Source organism: Streptomyces actinomycinicus, from assembly GCF_016741775.1.
GTDB lineage: Bacteria > Actinomycetota > Actinomycetes > Streptomycetales > Streptomycetaceae > Streptomyces > Streptomyces actinomycinicus.
The window spans coordinates 114,622-129,467 of record NZ_JAERRK010000025.1; the positions used below are offsets into that span (position 1 = coordinate 114,622).

Genomic DNA, 14,846 nt, shown 5'->3' on the forward strand with positions numbered 1-14,846 from the left:
TACAACGACGCGGTCGGCTGCTGACGGCCGGCGACAGCGTGGAGGCTGCAGGCGAGCATTTCCGGCAGGCGGCACGGCAAGGAACTCTGCACGAACTGGACAGCCAAGAGTTCACCGTGCCGGGCATCGCCCCCGGCGACCTGGTGCGCTGGGCCTACGACAACGGCATGGTCGGCTCCAGGGACGGACGGGCGGTCTACGAGCGGATCCTGGGTGCCGCGCCGGACGAAAGGTGTCCCCTGTGCGGGCATGGGATGGTCCGTACCCTGGACCACTTCCTGCCCAAAAGGATGTTCCCTGCGCTATGCGTAGACCCGCTGAACCTCGTGCCGGCCTGCGCCGATTGCAACCACATCAAGGGTGAACGCCATCCGGCAGACGCAGAGACCACCCCGTTACACCCGTACCTGGACCGGATAGACCAAGACTCCTGGCTGGATGCCCAGGTCACGCACAGCAGTCCCGTATGGCTGGACTTCTTCGTCAGCCCCCCATCCAGCTGGGCGCACATCCTCATCGAGCGGACCCGGTACCACTTCACACTGTTCGGATTGGCTAGGCTCTTCGCCGTCCAGGCCAACCGCACGGTGAACAACATCCGTCGTCAGCTGACTGCGATGCTCGATGCCGGCGGCAAGGACATGGTGCGCGCCTACCTGACGGACGAAGCCGAGACACGCCTCGCGGACCGGCTCAACGGATGGGAAGGAGTCACCTACCGGGCCCTGGCACGCGACGACGCCTTCTGCAGCGGCGCATTCGAACTCTGACCCGGCAAGACGCTGCCCTGGGCATTGCCGGGGCGTAGAGATGCCTGCGGCGGAGGTGGCCGCGCTGCGGAGCTGCTCCCGCACCCTGGCAGGTCCGGGGGCGCGTGCCGGGGGCCATCGACCTACGCTGAAGGCCCGTAGGAGGTCCCGGTGCCGCCCTTCGCTCTGCCCGCCCCGCTCGCTCTGGCTCGCGCAGTCACTGCCGTGCCCGAGTCGCAGGGCTGGACGCTCGAGCCGAAGTGGGACGGGTGGAGATGCCAGATCCACACCGCGACCCGACGGGTGTGGAGCCGGCACGGCACCGACCTATCCCGCCAGTTCTCCGACGTCGCAGACGCTGCCGCCGGCCTGCCCGACGCCGTCCTCGACGGCGAGCTCGTCGCGGTCCTCACCGACGGCTCCGGCGTGGCCTTCGACCGCCTGCAGACCCGGGCCGGCCGCCGCGGCCCCCGACACGGAGCCGACTTCACCGTCCACGTCGCCCTCTTCGACATCCTGGCCATCGGCGACACCGACTGGCGGCCGCGCCCGTACGCCGAGCGCCGCACAGAGCTGCTGCGTCTGCTCGAGGGCGGCCCGGCCACCCTGCGCGCGGTGCCAGCGACCGAGGATGCCAAGCAGGCCCTGGAGTGGGTCGGAGCGCTCGAGGGCGTGGAAGGCCTCGTGGGCAAGCGGACCGGCGCACCGTACGCTGCCGGCCTTGCCTCCGGCTGGGTGAAGTGGCGCCAACGCCATACCACCGAGGCCGTGGTCATCGGGGTGACAGGAAGGACGCCGGCGGCGCAGGCCCTCGTCCTTGGCCGACCGAAGGGCGGCCGGATGCGAGCGGTCGGCGTGAGTCTTCCGCTCGCTCCGCAAGTGCGCCTGGCCGTGGCGCCGCTGCTGCACGCGGCCGGCGGGGGTATGCGGGAGCTCCCAGGCACTGTGGGCGGGCTGCCCGGCGCCGACCCGGTGCGCTTCCTGCCGGTCAAGCCGGAGGTGGTAGTGGAGATCGAGGTCGATCAGGCGAGGCTCGAGTTCGGCCGTTACCGCCACCGGCCGCGTGTCCGACGGGTTCGTGGCGACCTGACACCCGAGCTGGTCGACGAAGAGCATTGATCGAGAAGTGTGACTGAGCGCGGTAGTTGGCCCCGCTGGCCAAGTACCGCGCTCAGTTCGAACTCCAGCTCCCTGCGGCCTTCACCTTCCGGAAAGGTGCGGGGCACCCTGGTCAGCTGCCACAGGCGCATCCAGCGACGGCCTTGGCCTCCGCCGGCGTCTGGGCCGGGTCGACGGCCTCCTCGTCGGGGGTGCAGCAAGCGGTGGTGCCGCAGCAGACATCCGGGGCGCCTTCGGTGCTCTTGCCCAGGGTGTCGGCGTTGGCCTTGACGACGTAGACCTCCCACGGCTCCTTGCCGGGACCGGTGACCCACACCTTGTCCTGGAGGGCGTAGCAGCAGGAGGTGTCGTTCTCCTCGAAGGTGGCCAGACCGGCGTCCTTGAGGCGGGTGGTTGCGGCGTTGACCTGCTCGGTGGAGGCGACCTCCACGCCGAGGTGGTCCAGGCGGGTGTCCTCGCCTGTCTTGCCTTCGATGAGGACGAGCTTGAGCGGGGGCTCGGTGATGGCGAAGTTGGCGTAGCCCGCGCGGCGCTTGGCCGGCTCGGTGCCGAACAGCTTGGAGTAGAAGGCGATCGAGGCTTCGAGGTCGGCGACGCGCAGGGCGAGCTGGACACGGGACATGGCGGTCTCCCAACGACTTGTTTCGACGTCTGTCGATACAGTCGACCTTGCCACCGGATTAGATGACTGTCAACATAGAGAAATGTCGAAACAAGCTGGCCTGCCAGTGCTCGAACAGGACGACGAAGCGGCGGCGTGCTGCGCACCGATGGTCCGCGAGCCCCTGGGCGAGGAGGCCGCGGCGGAGCTGTCGCGGATGTTCAAGGCACTGTCGGACCCGATCCGGCTGCGACTGCTGTCGCTGATCGCCTCGCACGAGGGCGGCGAGGCGTGCGTGTGCGACCTCATCGGCCCCTTCGGCGTGTCCCAGCCGACGATCTCCCACCACCTGAAGGTGCTGCGGGAGGCCGGGCTGGTCGGCTCCGAGCGGCGCGGAACCTGGGTGTACTACTGGGTGCTCCCCGAGGCCCTGGCGAAGCTGTCCGCCCTGCTGGAGATTCCCGCCGTGTCCGCGAAGGCCCCGGCGTGACCGCGCCCGCGCCGCTGGTGCGGCGAGCAGTGGTCGAAGGGCTGGGGACGGCCGCGCTGGTCGCGGTGGTGGTCGGCTCCGGGATCCAGGCCACCGAACTGACCCACGACGTCGGGACGCAGCTGCTGGCCAACTCCCTGGCCACCGTCTTCGGGCTCGGCGTGCTCATCGCCTTCCTGGGCCCGGTGTCCGGAGCGCACTTCAACCCCGCGGTCACCCTGGCCGCCTGGTTCACCGGCCGGCGCACCGGCGACGGCCCCAACCTGCGTGAGGTCGCCGCGTACGTGCCCGCCCAGGTGGCCGGGGCGATCGCCGGGGCGGTGCTGGCCGACGCGATGTTCGGCAAGCCGCTGGTGGCCTTCTCCACCCACGAGCGGTGGGCCGGGCACCTGTGGCTGGCGGAGGTCGTGGCCACCGCCGGGCTGGTCTGGCTCATCTTCGGCCTGGCCCGCGCGAGCCGCGCGCACCTGGCACCACTACTGGTCGCCGCCTACATCGGCGCGGCGTACTGGTTCACCTCCTCCACGTCCTTCGCCAACCCGGCCGTCACCATCGGCCGGGCGTTCACCGACACCTTCGCCGGCATCGCCCCCACCTCCGTGCTGCCCTTCCTCGCCGCCCAGCTGATCGGCGCCGCCGCCGGCCTCGGCCTGGTCGCCGTCTCCTTCGGCCGCCCGGCCACCGCGGGCGAGGACGAGGTCGTCGTCTCCCACGCCGGGCAGCAGCCCACCACCCGTTCCACCGAAGAAAGCGCCCTGGCCTGATGAACACCTCCGCCGTTCCCTCCGTGCTGTTCGTCTGCGTGCACAACGCCGGCCGGTCCCAGATGGCCGCCGCCTTCCTCACCCACCTCGGCGGTACCCGCGTCCAGGTGCGCTCCGCAGGCTCCGCCCCCGCCGACACCGTGAACCCGGCCGTGGTCGAGGCCATGCACGAGTCCGGCATCGACATCTCCGCCGAGACCCCGAAGGTCCTCACCACCGAGGCGGTGCAGTCCTCGGACGTCGTGATCACCATGGGCTGCGGCGACGCCTGCCCCTACTTCCCCGGCAAGCGGTACCTGGACTGGCAGCTCGAAGACCCGGCCGGACAGGGCGTCGCGGCCGTCCGGCCGATCCGCGACGAGATCGAACGCCGCATCCGCGGCCTGCTCACCGAACTCGGCATCGAGCCCGCAGCATGACGCCCACAGAGACCGGCGTGCGCATCGCGCCGATGCGGCCGGAGCACGCCGAGCAGGTCCTGGCGATCTACCGGCTGGGCATCGACGAGGGGAACGCCACCTTCGAGGCCACCGCCCCGGCATGGGAGGCGTTCGACAGCGCCAAGCTGCCCGCCCACCGCCTGGTCGCCCTCAACCAGGGCGACCAGGTCCTGGGGTGGGCCGCCGTGGTGCCGGTCTCCGACCGGTGCGCGTACGCCGGCGTCGTCGAGCACTCCGTCTACGTCCACCCCAACGCCCGCGGGCGCAGGGTGGGCCTGGCCCTGCTGACCGCCCTGCTCGCCTCAACCGACGCCGCCGGCATCTGGACGGTGCAGTCCGGCATCTTCCCCGAGAACACCGCCAGCCTCGCCCTCCACCAACGCGCCGGCTTCCGCATCATCGGCACCCGCGAACGCATCGGCCGCCACCACGGCATATGGCGCGACGTCGTCCTCGTCGAACGCCGTAGCCCCGTGATCCGCTAACCGTCCGCGCGCTCAGGCCATGGTTCTCCCGCGGCCAGCTATCACGCACACGGGCCAACTAGCGTGCTCAGTCACAGTTCCCTGACTGGTATTCGCAAAGGTACCCATGGGTGCATACTCGGGGTATGGCTGACACCACCGTGAAGGTCGACTCCGAGACCAGGGACCGGTTCGCTGCGGTCGCCGCAGCCCGCGGACAGAGCGTGCGCGCCTACCTGGCCGAGCTGGCCATAGAGGAAGAGAACCAGATCAAGCTGAGTAAGGCGACGGCCGTGTTCCGCGAGATCATCGCCCGGCCCGGCCTGGCAGAAGCGTTCGACGAGGCCTTCCCTGACGACGCCCTGGCCCGGCGAAACACTGCAGGGCGGGCGGCCTGACCCTTGGAACTGCATATCGACATCCGATGGCTCCTTGATCGACAGGAGGAACTGCTCGGCAAGGAACTCGGGGTTCGGGACTACTCGGGCCTGGTGGCCGCCGTCGCTCGGCACCGGGTGAACACCCCACAGCTGGACGTGGGCGAGCCCGACGCCTACTGGCGGGCGGCCGCCCTGCTGGAGCAGCTCGTCTTGCTGCGCCCGTTGCCGGCCCGCAACGCGTACTTCGGGTATGGCGTGGCGGTGGCGTACATCCGGGCCTCCGGGGAGGAGATCGACGACTCCTTCGAACCGTGGCGGGACCTGATCACCGACATCCGCGCTCTACGGCTCACCGTCTACGACATCGCCGACCGCCTGCGCTCATGGAGCAGTAACGGCTGACCGGGCGATGCACCCGCCCGGACGCTGGCTCCCCGAGGTGCTGCTGCTCAGGTCTGGCCGGACGCCGTCTCTTCCCAGAACCAGCCGTGGGCGGCCATCCCCTCCCGCGTCCAGTCCCAGAGCAGCTGCGCACCCTCCTTGGCCCTGGAGAGGTCCTGACCGCCGCCCTCGGCGAAGAACCGGATCAGTGCGCCGGCCGCCGGCTTGTCCGGGTCGCAGGCCTCGCACAGCTCCAGGTGGATTGGGCGACCCTCTTCGTCGTCCTTCGGCATCACCGCGCTTGTGATCAGCTTCCCGTGGCATCGTGAGCACTGCGGTAGCCGCTCGGATCGCACAACTCGGTGCATATGGAGCCCCCTTGCCTAAAACATGAGCTCCACCCAAGACCTGCTGATGTACCGCGTCAACCCCTGGGTCAGCAGAGACACCGCTTGAAGACGGCTGCCTCTGACGAGAAGAGGAAGCGCATCGCGGAACCCGCCGGCACCTGGTTGCATGTCTCCCTGGCAACAGAAGCGAAGGAGGACGGTGGACGACCTCGACGTGCACTGTGCACGGTGCGGAAGCGCCGACACCCTGATCGAAGCAGGCGACGGCGAGGTGAAGCACGGCCGGTGCCTGCGATGTGGCAAGGACTTCCAGGCCACGCCTTGCCCGATCTGCGGCAGCTACCGCATCGACGGCTCCTACGGCATCTCCGGGATCCGCTTCACGACGCTGCCCCAGACCGTCGAATGTAAGAACTGCCGGAGCAAGATTCCGGCGCGCGATCCCGGCCCAGAGGGGCCCGCCAACGACTAGCGAGGCGACCTCCGAACCGGGCTCGAACCCCTGGTTCCCGCGTCGTACGGCGCCGGCTCAGGCGCTTACCTTCTCCTGCGCACGCTCCAGCACCCACTCCGGGGCTGAGGCCAGGGACGTGAGCATCTCCAGCGCGGCACACGCATCGCCAAGGGCACGGTGCCTGCCGCCCAGCGGCAGGAAATCGCGTACACCCTCCCAGTCGGAGCGCCGACGCATGATGCACCCCCACTGATCCTTCGCCCGCAGGTGCTGTGGATCCGCCTCCACCCGCAGACAGTCGTCCACGATGACCGTCTTGTCATACTCCGCGTTGTAGGCAAGGATCTTCCGCCCGGCGGTGACGCGCAGTACGTCCGGCAGCACCTGGTCCCAGGTCGGCGCGTCCGCGACCATCGCGTCACTGATCCGGTGAACGTCAAAAGCATCCTCGGTCACCGGGATCTGCGGGTTGACCAGGCTCTCCAGCAGCACCTCGCCGGTGGCCGCATCGACCACAGCGACCTCCATGACTTGGCCCCACAGGTCGTGCGTCTCGGTGTCCAGCACGCAGGCCACGCCCGGCTGCAGCATCCGCCGCGCCCAGTGGATGGCCTTGCCCTGCGCGCTGAGCAACTGGATGCCGTCCGTGAAGCGGGATGCGACCGGGTTGCGGGCGAGCAGCGCGGCGACGTCGTCTCGTGACGGGCTGCCGTCCAGGCCCGGCTCCCAGTCGATCAGCCAGCGGTTGTCGAGGTTGGCGAAGCGCGTCCAGACCGGCAGGCCGAACCTCTCGCGCAGCTCGTCGACGAACGCGCGGACGACGGCGGCCCGCTGCGGCGCCAGCTGGGCAAAGGCCCGCAACGGGGACGGCCGGCCGGGCTTCGTCGCCCGCACCGCCTCCCAGTCCACCCCGGGAATGTCCTTGAGCGCGTCCAGGTCCCCGACCCGGTACATCGGCACATCGACGACCTTCTGGTGGCCGCGGCCACCCGACCACACCGTGCGGCGCACGTGGCTGACCGGTGCCAGCCATCCGGCCTCGATGCAGTAATCCAGGTCCCGGCGCCGGATCTCCAGGTGCTGCGCCGCCAGCTCCGGGCCCAGCATCCGCGCGGCCAGGATGTCCGCCCCCAGGTCCTCGTTGCCGGCGAGCCGCTCGACGTCTTCAAGCGCCCACCGGCCGAACCGGCCAGGCCGGATGTCCTGCTCCTCGGCGGCCTTCTCGAACTCGGCCACCTCCCAGCCGCACCGGCCGGCGGCTTCATCCGCGCGAGCCGAGGCATGAAGCCAAGCGACCCGCTCGGCCACGATCTGCTCGAGCGCCGCGCACATCTGTGGCGTGGGCGAGGTCAGCTGCCGCTCGTCATACAGCGGATAGTCCCCGAACTCGCCGACGCACTCCAGCAGGCCCTGCTCAGCCAGCTGCTCGACGTCGCACGCCCACACCTCCAGCTTCCGATCGAGGAGATCCGGTGCCTGCGCCAGCATCTGCGCCCCGCGTTTTGCGCCGTAGCCGGGGTGCGTGCCGAGCACTTCGACGATCTGGTCGCGGCGCGCCTGGACGTCGTCAGCCTGCTCATCCGACCACCGGCCTGAGTCCAGGGCCGGTGCCGGAATGAGTCCCTTGGGCTGCCCCCGCTCGACCTGCCACTGGGCCAGGCCCGCGTGGTTGGCCAGCTGGACGGGGCCGAATCCCTTGCGTCGTCCCATCACGTGTCCCTTCTCCTGGTCACTCCGTTGTCGCGGAACAGAACATGACAGAGCATCTGAAAAGCTGTCAATAACTGTTGAAAGTGGGTTAGTTAGGGCGAAGCGCTTAGAACTGTGCACGCGTACGCGAGGGAAAAGTTCACCCGGCTGGAGCCGTCTCCCGAGCCTGGCGGCCCCCTCCCCGTGGCGGCGAGGGGAGGGCTGGGTGGTCACGCAGGGCGGACGGTGTACGTCCCGCGAACGGGTGAAGCTCGCCCGCCCCACTCGTGACCTGGGATCTCACGCGCTACGATGTTCGAACAAAGATTCGAAATCAGGGGGAGCGGTGCATCACGCAGCGGGCCGAAGGGGGTAGGAGATGGGAGGCGCGCCATGGGCGGGTTTACCCACCTCAACGCCGTCTCCGGGTTCTCCACCCGCTTCGGCGCCGCCCACCCCGAGCAGCTCGTCCAGCGCGTCGCCGAACGCGGCATGACCGCCCTGGCCCTGACCGACCGCGACGCTGTCACCGGCGCCGTCCGGTTCGCGCAGGCCGCGCTCGAACACGGCATCCGGCCGATCTTCGGCATCAACCTGGCCGTCGCCTCGCTCTCTCCGGCCCCCGTGCAGCGACTGCGTACCCCGGTCCGCGGCGGCGCCCACGTGTACGAGCCGCCCCACCGCGTCGTCCTGCTCGCCCAGTCCCGCACCGGCTGGGCCCGGCTGTGTCGGCTGACCTCCGCTGCCCACGCCCACGGCGACGGCCTGCCCCTGCTGACCTGGGACGACCTGCAGCAGCATGCGGGGGAGGGGCTGACCGTCCTGCTCGGCCCCGCCTCCGAACCCGTCCGCGCCCTGGCCGCCGGCCGAGGCGATCTCGCCGAACACCTCCTCGCCTCCTGGCGGCAGCTGCCCGGCATTCAGCTGCGTCTGGAAACCTGCTGGCTCGGCCTCCCCGGTACCGGGCCCGGCTCACTGCGCCTGGCCGCCCGCACCCTCACCCTCGCCGACCAGCTGGGCATCCCGGCCGTGCTGACCAACGCCGTCCGCTATGCCGATGCCGACCAGCACCGCCTCGCCGACGTCCTGGACGCCGCCCGCCTGCTGCGTCCCATCGACCGCCGGCACCTCGACTCCGGCGAGCGCTGGCTGAAGGACCCGGCCGCCATGGGCGAGATCGCCCGCCGGATCGCCGCGGCCGCCGGCCACGGCGACGACCGCGCGGCCCGCCTGCTGGCCGACACTGCCGCCACGGCCGACGCCTGCGCCGTCGACCCCGTGCAGGATCTCGGTCTGGGCCGGCCTCACTTCCCCGAACCCGCCGTCGTCGGCGCCACCGGAGGGCCCGAGCACGCCGCCCGCCTGCTGCGCGAGCGCGCCGAGGCCGGCCTCATCCGCCGCGGCCTCGACCGCGACCCCCGCGCCCGCCAGCGCCTGGAGGAAGAGCTCGCGGTCATCCGCATGCTCAAATACGACACCTACTTCCTCACCGTCGCCCAGGTCGTCGCCGACGTCCGCGAGCTCGGGATCCGGGTCGCCGCTCGCGGCTCCGGCGCTGGCAGCATGGTCAACCACACGCTCGGTATCGCCACCGCGAATCCGCTGGACTTCAATCTGCTCTTCGAGCGCTTCCTGTCGGTGCGCCGCGCGAGCCTGCCGGACATCGACATCGACGTCGAGTCCGCCCGCCGGCTTGAGGTCTACGACCGCATCATCGAACGGTTCGGCACCGAGCGCGTCGCAGTCACCGGCATGCCGGAGACCTACCGTGCCCGCCACGCCCTGCGCGACACGGGCCTGGCCCTCGGGATCGCTCCGCACGAGGTCGACCGGATCGCCAAGTCTTTCCCGCATATCCGGGCCGCCGACATCACCGCAGCGCTCGCCGAACTACCCGAACTACGCCAGCTCGCTCAGGAGGCCGGCCGCTACCGGCTGCTGTTCGAACTCGCCGAAGGCCTCGATGCCCTCCCGCGCGGCCTGGCCATGCACCCGTGCGGCGTCATCGTGTCCGACGCCACCCTCCTTAACCGGCTGCCCGTCCAGCCCACCCCCGGCGGCTACCCCATGGTCCAGATGCCGAAGGAAGGCGTCGAGGATCTGGGGCTGATCAAGCTGGACGTGCTCGGCGTACGGATGCAGTCCGCGATGGCCCACGCCATCACCGAGATCGAGCGCGTCACCGGCCAAGGCATCGACCTCGACGACCCCCAACAGGTCCCCCTGGACGACCACTTCGCGTTCAAGCTCATCCAGGACGCCCAGACCCTGGGCCTCTTTCAACTCGAGTCACCTGGCCAGCAGGACCTCCTGTCGAGGCTGCAGCCCCGCAACGTCGCCGACGTCATCGCCGACATCAGCCTCTTCCGCCCCGGCCCAGTCGCCGGCGGCATGCCCGAGCAGTACATCGCCGCCCGACACGGCGCCGCCCCCACCTACCCCCACCCCGACCTCGAGCCGGTACTCGCCGATACCTACGGGGTCGTCATCTGGCACGAACAGATCATCGAGATCATCGCCACGCTCACCGGCTGCGACCGCGCCCTGGCCGAAGTCGCCCGCCGCTGCCTCGCCGACCCCGACCGGCTGCCCCGCCTACGGGACTGGTTCCACCGCACCGCCGCCGCCCGCGGCTACACCCCCGACGTCCTCACCCACGTCTGGAAGATCATCGAAGCGTTCGGGGCATACGGCTTCTGCCGCGCCCACGCCGTTGCCTTCGCCGTCCCCGCCCTTCAGTCAGCCTGGCTCAAAGCCCATTACCCGGCGTTCTTGCTGGCCGGCCTCCTCGAACACGACCCCGGCATGTGGCCCAAGCGGGTCCTGATCCAAGACGCTCGCCGTCGCGGCGTCGCGGTCCTGCCCGTCGACGTCAACCACTCCAAGGTCACCCACACCGTCGAACGCGCTCCCGACGGCACCTGGGCGGTCCGCCTCGCCCTCTCCGGTGTCCGCGGCATCCACACTGACGAGGCCGAGCGCATCGCCGCCGGCCAGCCCTACGCCTCGCTGTCCGACCTGTGGCAGCGCGCCCGCCCCAACCGGCCCACGGCCGAACGCCTCGCCCAGGCCGGTGTCCTCGACAGCCTGCGCGGCAACCTGACCCGCCGCGACCTGCTGCTGCAGATCACCGAACTGCACCGCCAGTACCGCGGCCGCCCCCTCGGCGACGGACAACTCCCCATCGCCCTCACCGACCAGCACGCCGCCACCCCGTCCGGGCTGCCCGAGATGACCAGCCGCGAAGCCCTCAACGCGGAACTGCACATCCTCGGCGTCGACGTCAGCCGCCACCTGATGGACCACCACCATCAGCTGCTGCGTGAACTCGGCGCCACCGACGCCGCCCACCTGAAGCGACTGCGCCCCGGCCAGCAGGTCCTCGTCGCCGGCGTCCGCGCCTCCACCCAGACCCCGCCCATCCGCTCGGGGAAACGGATCATCTTCGTCACCCTCGAAGACGGCTCAGGCCTCGTGGACCTGGCCTTCTTCGAAGACTCCCACCAGGCCTGCGCTCACACGATCTTCCACAGCGGACTCCTCCTCGTCCGCGGAATCGTCCAGCGCCGCGGCGAACGCAACACCGTCACCGGCTCGATGGTCTGGGACCTCGAGCAACTCGCCGCCGCCCGCCGCGACCACGGCCCCGAAGCCGTCCAGCGCCTCCTCGGCGTCGACGCCGACGTGCCACCGGCCCCGCGCACCGAACCGCGCCGCACCATCACCCACGAAACCGGCGCCGCCCTCCACCCGTGGGCCGACCTCCAGCCCGCCGGGCAGCGCGCCGCCGACCTCACCAAACTCGGCCACACCAGCCCCGGAAGCGCCGGGTGAGCACCATGACCCACGAGCGCGCCATCCTGCGCATCCACTTCCACCACAGCGGCAACGAGGACCTCTACCACCAGCTGCTGACCGTCCTCGACGGGATCTCCCCCCGCTGGCAGGCCCAGCCCCCGACCGCCGCCGACCACGACATCACCGGCGCGCTGAAGTACTTCGACCGCCATCCTCGCGACCTGGCCCAGCTCATCGCGCTCCGAGCCGCCGCCCTGTACGGCACCCAGACCACCATCGGCGGCGGCAACTCGATCCTCATCGCCGCCATGGCCGCCGACGCCACCCCACCCGGCCGCATCACCATCATTGACCCCACCCCGGACGCGATCGCCGCGTTCCTCAGCCCCCGCCCCGTCCATGCCCTGCCCGGCATCGGCCCCGCCACCGCCACCCTCCTGACCCGGCATGGCCTGCACACCATCGGCGCCCTCGCCGACACCCCACTGCTCACCCTGCAGCGCCTCCTCGGCAAGACCACCGGCCGAGAGATCGCCGACCGAGCCCGAGGCCACGACCCCCGCCCCGTCACCCCAGGCACCGCCCCCGCCTCCCGCACCGCCCGCCACGACTTCACCCACGACGAACTCGACCCCGGCCAGCACCGCCGCGCCATCCTCGCCCTGGCCGAACAACTCGGCACGGGCCTCCGCCACACCCACGACGCTGCCGGCACCCTCACCCTCGACGTCCGCTACGCCGACCGCTCCCACACCACCCGCACCCGCACCCTGCCCGAAGCCACCAACCACTCCGCCGCCCTCACCCACGCCGCCCACCGCATCTACGACCACCTCGGCCTCCAGCGCGCCCGCGTGCGCACCATCACCCTGCGCGCCTCCGCACTGCGCCCCGCAACCGCCGCCCACCACCAGCTCCTCCTCGACGCGAGCGACGACAAAGCACGCCGCATCGAGCAGGCGGCCGACGCCGCCCGCGCCCGCTTCGGACCCGACGCCGTCTTCCCGGCCTCCCTGGCCCCCTCACCCTGACCGCTCAACGCCCGGCCGCGCACCACTTCCCCGCTTCCCGGGCAAGCCCCCACCCCTACGATGCGGTGGTGCGGAACACCAAAGCGTTCAAAGAAGCTGTAGCGCAGACTCTCGCCGAACTGGCCCGCCGGGGTGTGACCCTCACGCCGGCGACGGTGGAGGACACCATCGAACGGAACGTCCAGGCGGTGGCCAACCAGCTCCGCATCCAGGTGCGCTCAGCCTGGAGGTACTTCGACGCCTCCGCACTCGCCGACAGCCTTGCCCAGAGCGTGCGGGAATTCGAAGACGGGACCGACGAAGAGGTCGGGCAAGCACCCCTGCCGCCCCAGGGCAACCCCGAGTTGGCCCTGATCCTGGCGGGCGTGCCGGACGCCCTGGCTCAAACCGGCGGAGACCTGTACGCCGTCATCATCAACGTCGCCGTCAATGCGTGGATGGCCGGCCACATCCACGGAGAAGACGGCTGCCAGGGATGCGACGGCAGCCGCGGCCCCTCCGGCCACGACTGGGAGGCCCGCATGCGCACCCTCACACAGATGCAGCCCGACATCACCAAGTGGTTCGACCGAGACGTGTGGACCAGCGCCTTGAACAGCACCGGCTTCACCGTCACCCGCCACTGAACGACCCGCTCTGCTGTCCCCGGCCGCAGCGCCCGGGACAGGCTTGCCCACCCTCGAGCGGCAGAGCTTGCCCCGGCTCAGGGGGCGGCTTGCCCACCGAGTGATCCGCCCTCAGCCGACGGTCGGTGGCGGGCGGCATCTCAAACGTCGTTGGCGTGACGACGCTGCCGACACGGACCCGCCGTCCTCGGCCGGCGGGTACACGACGACAGCCGGCGTGCCGACCATGTACTCAGGGGCGGCGTGGACCTCGAGAGCGCATGCGGGACGGTAGAGGTATTCGTACGCTGGTGTAGGTCCTCGCGGACCGTGTCATCTGCCGGGGCTCTGACCTCGGCTTCTCATGGTGTCTCACGCGATGTCATCCGCCGGAGTCTCAGAGGCCGCGTCATTTCCTCAGCTCTTCTGTTCGATGCAAGCCGCTGACCAGCGACATGACGTCGGCGTGAGACTGCGGCGGAGAAAATGACACGAAAACTGAGACCCTACAGCTGGTGATGCTCGGGGCTACCGCGGAGGTCACCCATGCCCCGAACCATCTGGAGCGGTGCGATCAGCTTCGGCCTGGTCAGCGTGCCGATCAACGTGGTTGGCGCGACCGAGGACCACAGCATCAGGTTCCACCAATACCACCTCGAGGACATGGGCCGAGTGCGGTACCGCAAGGTCTGTGAGCTGGAGGACCGCGAGGTCGACCAGTCCGAGATCGGCAAGGGCTACGAGCTGTCGAAGACCCAGGTCATCCCCATCACCGACGAGGATCTCAGCAACCTCCCGCTGCCGACAGCGAAGGCCATCGAGATCGACGCCTTCGTGCCCCTGGAGTCCATCGACCCGCTGAAGATCGCCGAGGGCTACTACCTCCAGCCGTCCAGCCCGGTCGCGGCCAAGCCGTACAAGCTCCTCGTCCAGGCCCTCGGCCGCTCCAGCAAGGTGGCCGTCGCGAAGTACGCCTGGTCCGGTCGGGAGAGACTGGGACTGCTCCGCGTCCGCGACGACGTCCTGGTCCTCCACGCCATGCGCTGGCCGGACGAGATCCGCGACCCCGCCGAGCTGTTGCCGCCGCCGGTTGAGGTGTCGGAGCAGGAGATCGAGGGCGCGCTCGCCCTCATGGACACGATGACGGTGGATGAGTTGGTGGGCCCCGACTTTGAGGACCGGTACACCGAGGCCATGGCCCAGATCATCGAGGCCAAGCGCGAGGAGAAGCCGCTCCCTGAGGCGCCCGAGCCGGAGCAGCCGGCCCAAGTGCTCGACTTGATGGCCGCGCTGAACGAGTCGGTGCAGAAGGTTAAGGCGTCCCGCGGTGAGGGCACCGGCCCGGCCGAGGTGCACGAGCTGCCGAAGCCGAAGAAGACGGCCGCGAAGAAGCCGGCGACCAAGAAGGCCGAAGCCAAGAAGGCGACCGCGAAGAAGGCGACCGCGAAGAAGGCGACAGGGCGGAAGCCGAAGAGCGCCTGAGGTGCGGCAGGCGTAGGGACACGGCCGCGGTGACGGGGCTCTCTGGTTC

The 14,846-nt window shown here is 70.2% G+C and carries 16 protein-coding genes; 13 read left to right on the forward strand and 3 right to left on the reverse strand.

Annotated elements, in window-relative coordinates; all coding sequences use genetic code 11:
• Window positions 1-38: 38 nt before the first annotated feature.
• The gene (locus tag JK359_RS33595; protein ID WP_201843387.1) at window positions 39-770 is read left to right on the forward strand and encodes an HNH endonuclease; all 732 of its coding nucleotides are present in this window, start codon (window positions 39-41) and stop codon (window positions 768-770) included.
• A gap of 204 nt (window positions 771-974) precedes the next feature.
• Window positions 975-1,868, forward strand: a complete 894-nt coding sequence (locus JK359_RS33600) for an ATP-dependent DNA ligase (protein WP_201843388.1) — start codon at window positions 975-977, stop codon at window positions 1,866-1,868.
• A 112-nt stretch (window positions 1,869-1,980) separates the two neighbouring features.
• On the opposite strand, the gene JK359_RS33605 is transcribed toward JK359_RS33600, so the two are convergent.
• A complete protein-coding gene (locus JK359_RS33605; protein WP_201843389.1) occupies window positions 1,981-2,490 on the reverse strand; it encodes an ArsI/CadI family heavy metal resistance metalloenzyme in 510 nt (169 codons plus the stop codon).
• Window positions 2,491-2,572: 82 nt separating this feature from the next.
• Here JK359_RS33605 and JK359_RS33610 point away from each other — a divergent pair, with 82 nt between their 5' ends.
• The 6 genes from JK359_RS33610 to JK359_RS33635 all read left to right on the forward strand — a co-directional run bounded on the left by JK359_RS33610 (window position 2,573) and on the right by JK359_RS33635 (window position 5,409).
• Window positions 2,573-2,959, forward strand: coding sequence for an ArsR/SmtB family transcription factor (locus tag JK359_RS33610; protein ID WP_201843390.1), 387 nt, complete (start codon window positions 2,573-2,575; stop codon window positions 2,957-2,959).
• A complete protein-coding gene (locus tag JK359_RS33615; protein WP_201843391.1) occupies window positions 2,956-3,723 on the forward strand; it encodes an aquaporin in 768 nt (255 codons plus the stop codon). The genes JK359_RS33610 and JK359_RS33615 overlap by 4 nt, the downstream gene beginning before the upstream one ends.
• Window positions 3,723-4,142 (forward strand): arsenate reductase ArsC, encoded by a 420-nt coding sequence (locus JK359_RS33620; RefSeq protein ID WP_201843392.1) that lies wholly within the window; start codon window positions 3,723-3,725, stop codon window positions 4,140-4,142. Before JK359_RS33615 ends, JK359_RS33620 begins: the two co-directional genes overlap by 1 nt.
• Window positions 4,139-4,648 (forward strand): GNAT family N-acetyltransferase, encoded by a 510-nt coding sequence (locus JK359_RS33625; protein WP_201843393.1) that lies wholly within the window; start codon window positions 4,139-4,141, stop codon window positions 4,646-4,648. Before JK359_RS33620 ends, JK359_RS33625 begins: the two co-directional genes overlap by 4 nt.
• Window positions 4,649-4,773: 125 nt before the next feature.
• A complete protein-coding gene (locus tag JK359_RS33630; RefSeq protein ID WP_201843394.1) occupies window positions 4,774-5,025 on the forward strand; it encodes an antitoxin MazE7 in 252 nt (83 codons plus the stop codon).
• A gap of 3 nt (window positions 5,026-5,028) precedes the next feature.
• Window positions 5,029-5,409, forward strand: coding sequence for a toxin Doc (locus JK359_RS33635; RefSeq protein ID WP_201843395.1), 381 nt, complete (start codon window positions 5,029-5,031; stop codon window positions 5,407-5,409).
• Window positions 5,410-5,456: 47 nt separating this feature from the next.
• Here JK359_RS33635 and JK359_RS33640 read toward each other — a convergent pair whose 3' ends face one another.
• The gene (locus JK359_RS33640) at window positions 5,457-5,756 is read right to left on the reverse strand and encodes a DUF6300 family protein (RefSeq protein WP_201843396.1); all 300 of its coding nucleotides are present in this window, start codon (window positions 5,754-5,756) and stop codon (window positions 5,457-5,459) included.
• A gap of 181 nt (window positions 5,757-5,937) precedes the next feature.
• On the opposite strand from JK359_RS33640, the gene JK359_RS33645 reads away from it, so the two are divergent.
• On the forward strand, window positions 5,938-6,210 hold the full coding sequence (locus JK359_RS33645; protein WP_201843397.1) for a hypothetical protein: 273 nt from the start codon (window positions 5,938-5,940) through the stop codon (window positions 6,208-6,210).
• 57 nt (window positions 6,211-6,267) lie between these two features.
• On the opposite strand, the gene JK359_RS33650 is transcribed toward JK359_RS33645, so the two are convergent.
• The gene (locus JK359_RS33650; RefSeq protein WP_201843398.1) at window positions 6,268-7,902 is read right to left on the reverse strand and encodes a 3'-5' exonuclease; all 1,635 of its coding nucleotides are present in this window, start codon (window positions 7,900-7,902) and stop codon (window positions 6,268-6,270) included.
• Window positions 7,903-8,274: 372 nt separating this feature from the next.
• Here JK359_RS33650 and JK359_RS33655 point away from each other — a divergent pair, with 372 nt between their 5' ends.
• The 4 genes from JK359_RS33655 to ku all read left to right on the forward strand — a co-directional run bounded on the left by JK359_RS33655 (window position 8,275) and on the right by ku (window position 14,797).
• Window positions 8,275-11,715 carry a DNA polymerase III subunit alpha gene (locus tag JK359_RS33655; RefSeq protein ID WP_201843399.1) on the forward strand — a complete coding sequence of 1,147 codons (3,441 nt, stop codon included), beginning with the start codon at window positions 8,275-8,277 and terminating at the stop codon, window positions 11,713-11,715.
• A 5-nt stretch (window positions 11,716-11,720) separates the two neighbouring features.
• Complete coding sequence (locus JK359_RS33660; RefSeq protein ID WP_201843400.1) at window positions 11,721-12,710, forward strand: DNA polymerase Y family protein; 990 nt, start codon at window positions 11,721-11,723, stop codon at window positions 12,708-12,710.
• A 68-nt stretch (window positions 12,711-12,778) separates the two neighbouring features.
• On the forward strand, window positions 12,779-13,336 hold the full coding sequence (locus tag JK359_RS33665) for a hypothetical protein (protein WP_307788394.1): 558 nt from the start codon (window positions 12,779-12,781) through the stop codon (window positions 13,334-13,336).
• A gap of 525 nt (window positions 13,337-13,861) precedes the next feature.
• The gene (gene ku / locus JK359_RS33670) at window positions 13,862-14,797 is read left to right on the forward strand and encodes a non-homologous end joining protein Ku (RefSeq protein WP_201843402.1); all 936 of its coding nucleotides are present in this window, start codon (window positions 13,862-13,864) and stop codon (window positions 14,795-14,797) included.
• Window positions 14,798-14,846: the final 49 nt, after the last annotated feature.

Bases quoted from the DNA above. Each gene is read 5' to 3' on its own strand.
- JK359_RS33605 (WP_201843389.1), bottom strand. From the start codon at position 2,490: ATGTCCCGTGTCCAGCTCGCCCTGCGCGTCGCCGACCTCGAAGCCTCG.
- JK359_RS33610 (WP_201843390.1), top strand. From the start codon at position 2,573: ATGTCGAAACAAGCTGGCCTGCCAGTGCTCGAACAGGACGACGAAGCG.
- JK359_RS33620 (WP_201843392.1), top strand. From the start codon at position 3,723: ATGAACACCTCCGCCGTTCCCTCCGTGCTGTTCGTCTGCGTGCACAAC.
- JK359_RS33625 (WP_201843393.1), top strand. From the start codon at position 4,139: ATGACGCCCACAGAGACCGGCGTGCGCATCGCGCCGATGCGGCCGGAG.
- JK359_RS33630 (WP_201843394.1), top strand. From the start codon at position 4,774: ATGGCTGACACCACCGTGAAGGTCGACTCCGAGACCAGGGACCGGTTC.
- JK359_RS33640 (WP_201843396.1), bottom strand. From the start codon at position 5,756: ATGCACCGAGTTGTGCGATCCGAGCGGCTACCGCAGTGCTCACGATGC.
- JK359_RS33650 (WP_201843398.1), bottom strand. From the start codon at position 7,902: ATGGGACGACGCAAGGGATTCGGCCCCGTCCAGCTGGCCAACCACGCG.
- JK359_RS33655 (WP_201843399.1), top strand. From the start codon at position 8,275: ATGGGCGGGTTTACCCACCTCAACGCCGTCTCCGGGTTCTCCACCCGC.
- JK359_RS33660 (WP_201843400.1), top strand. From the start codon at position 11,721: ATGACCCACGAGCGCGCCATCCTGCGCATCCACTTCCACCACAGCGGC.
- ku (WP_201843402.1), top strand. From the start codon at position 13,862: ATGCCCCGAACCATCTGGAGCGGTGCGATCAGCTTCGGCCTGGTCAGC.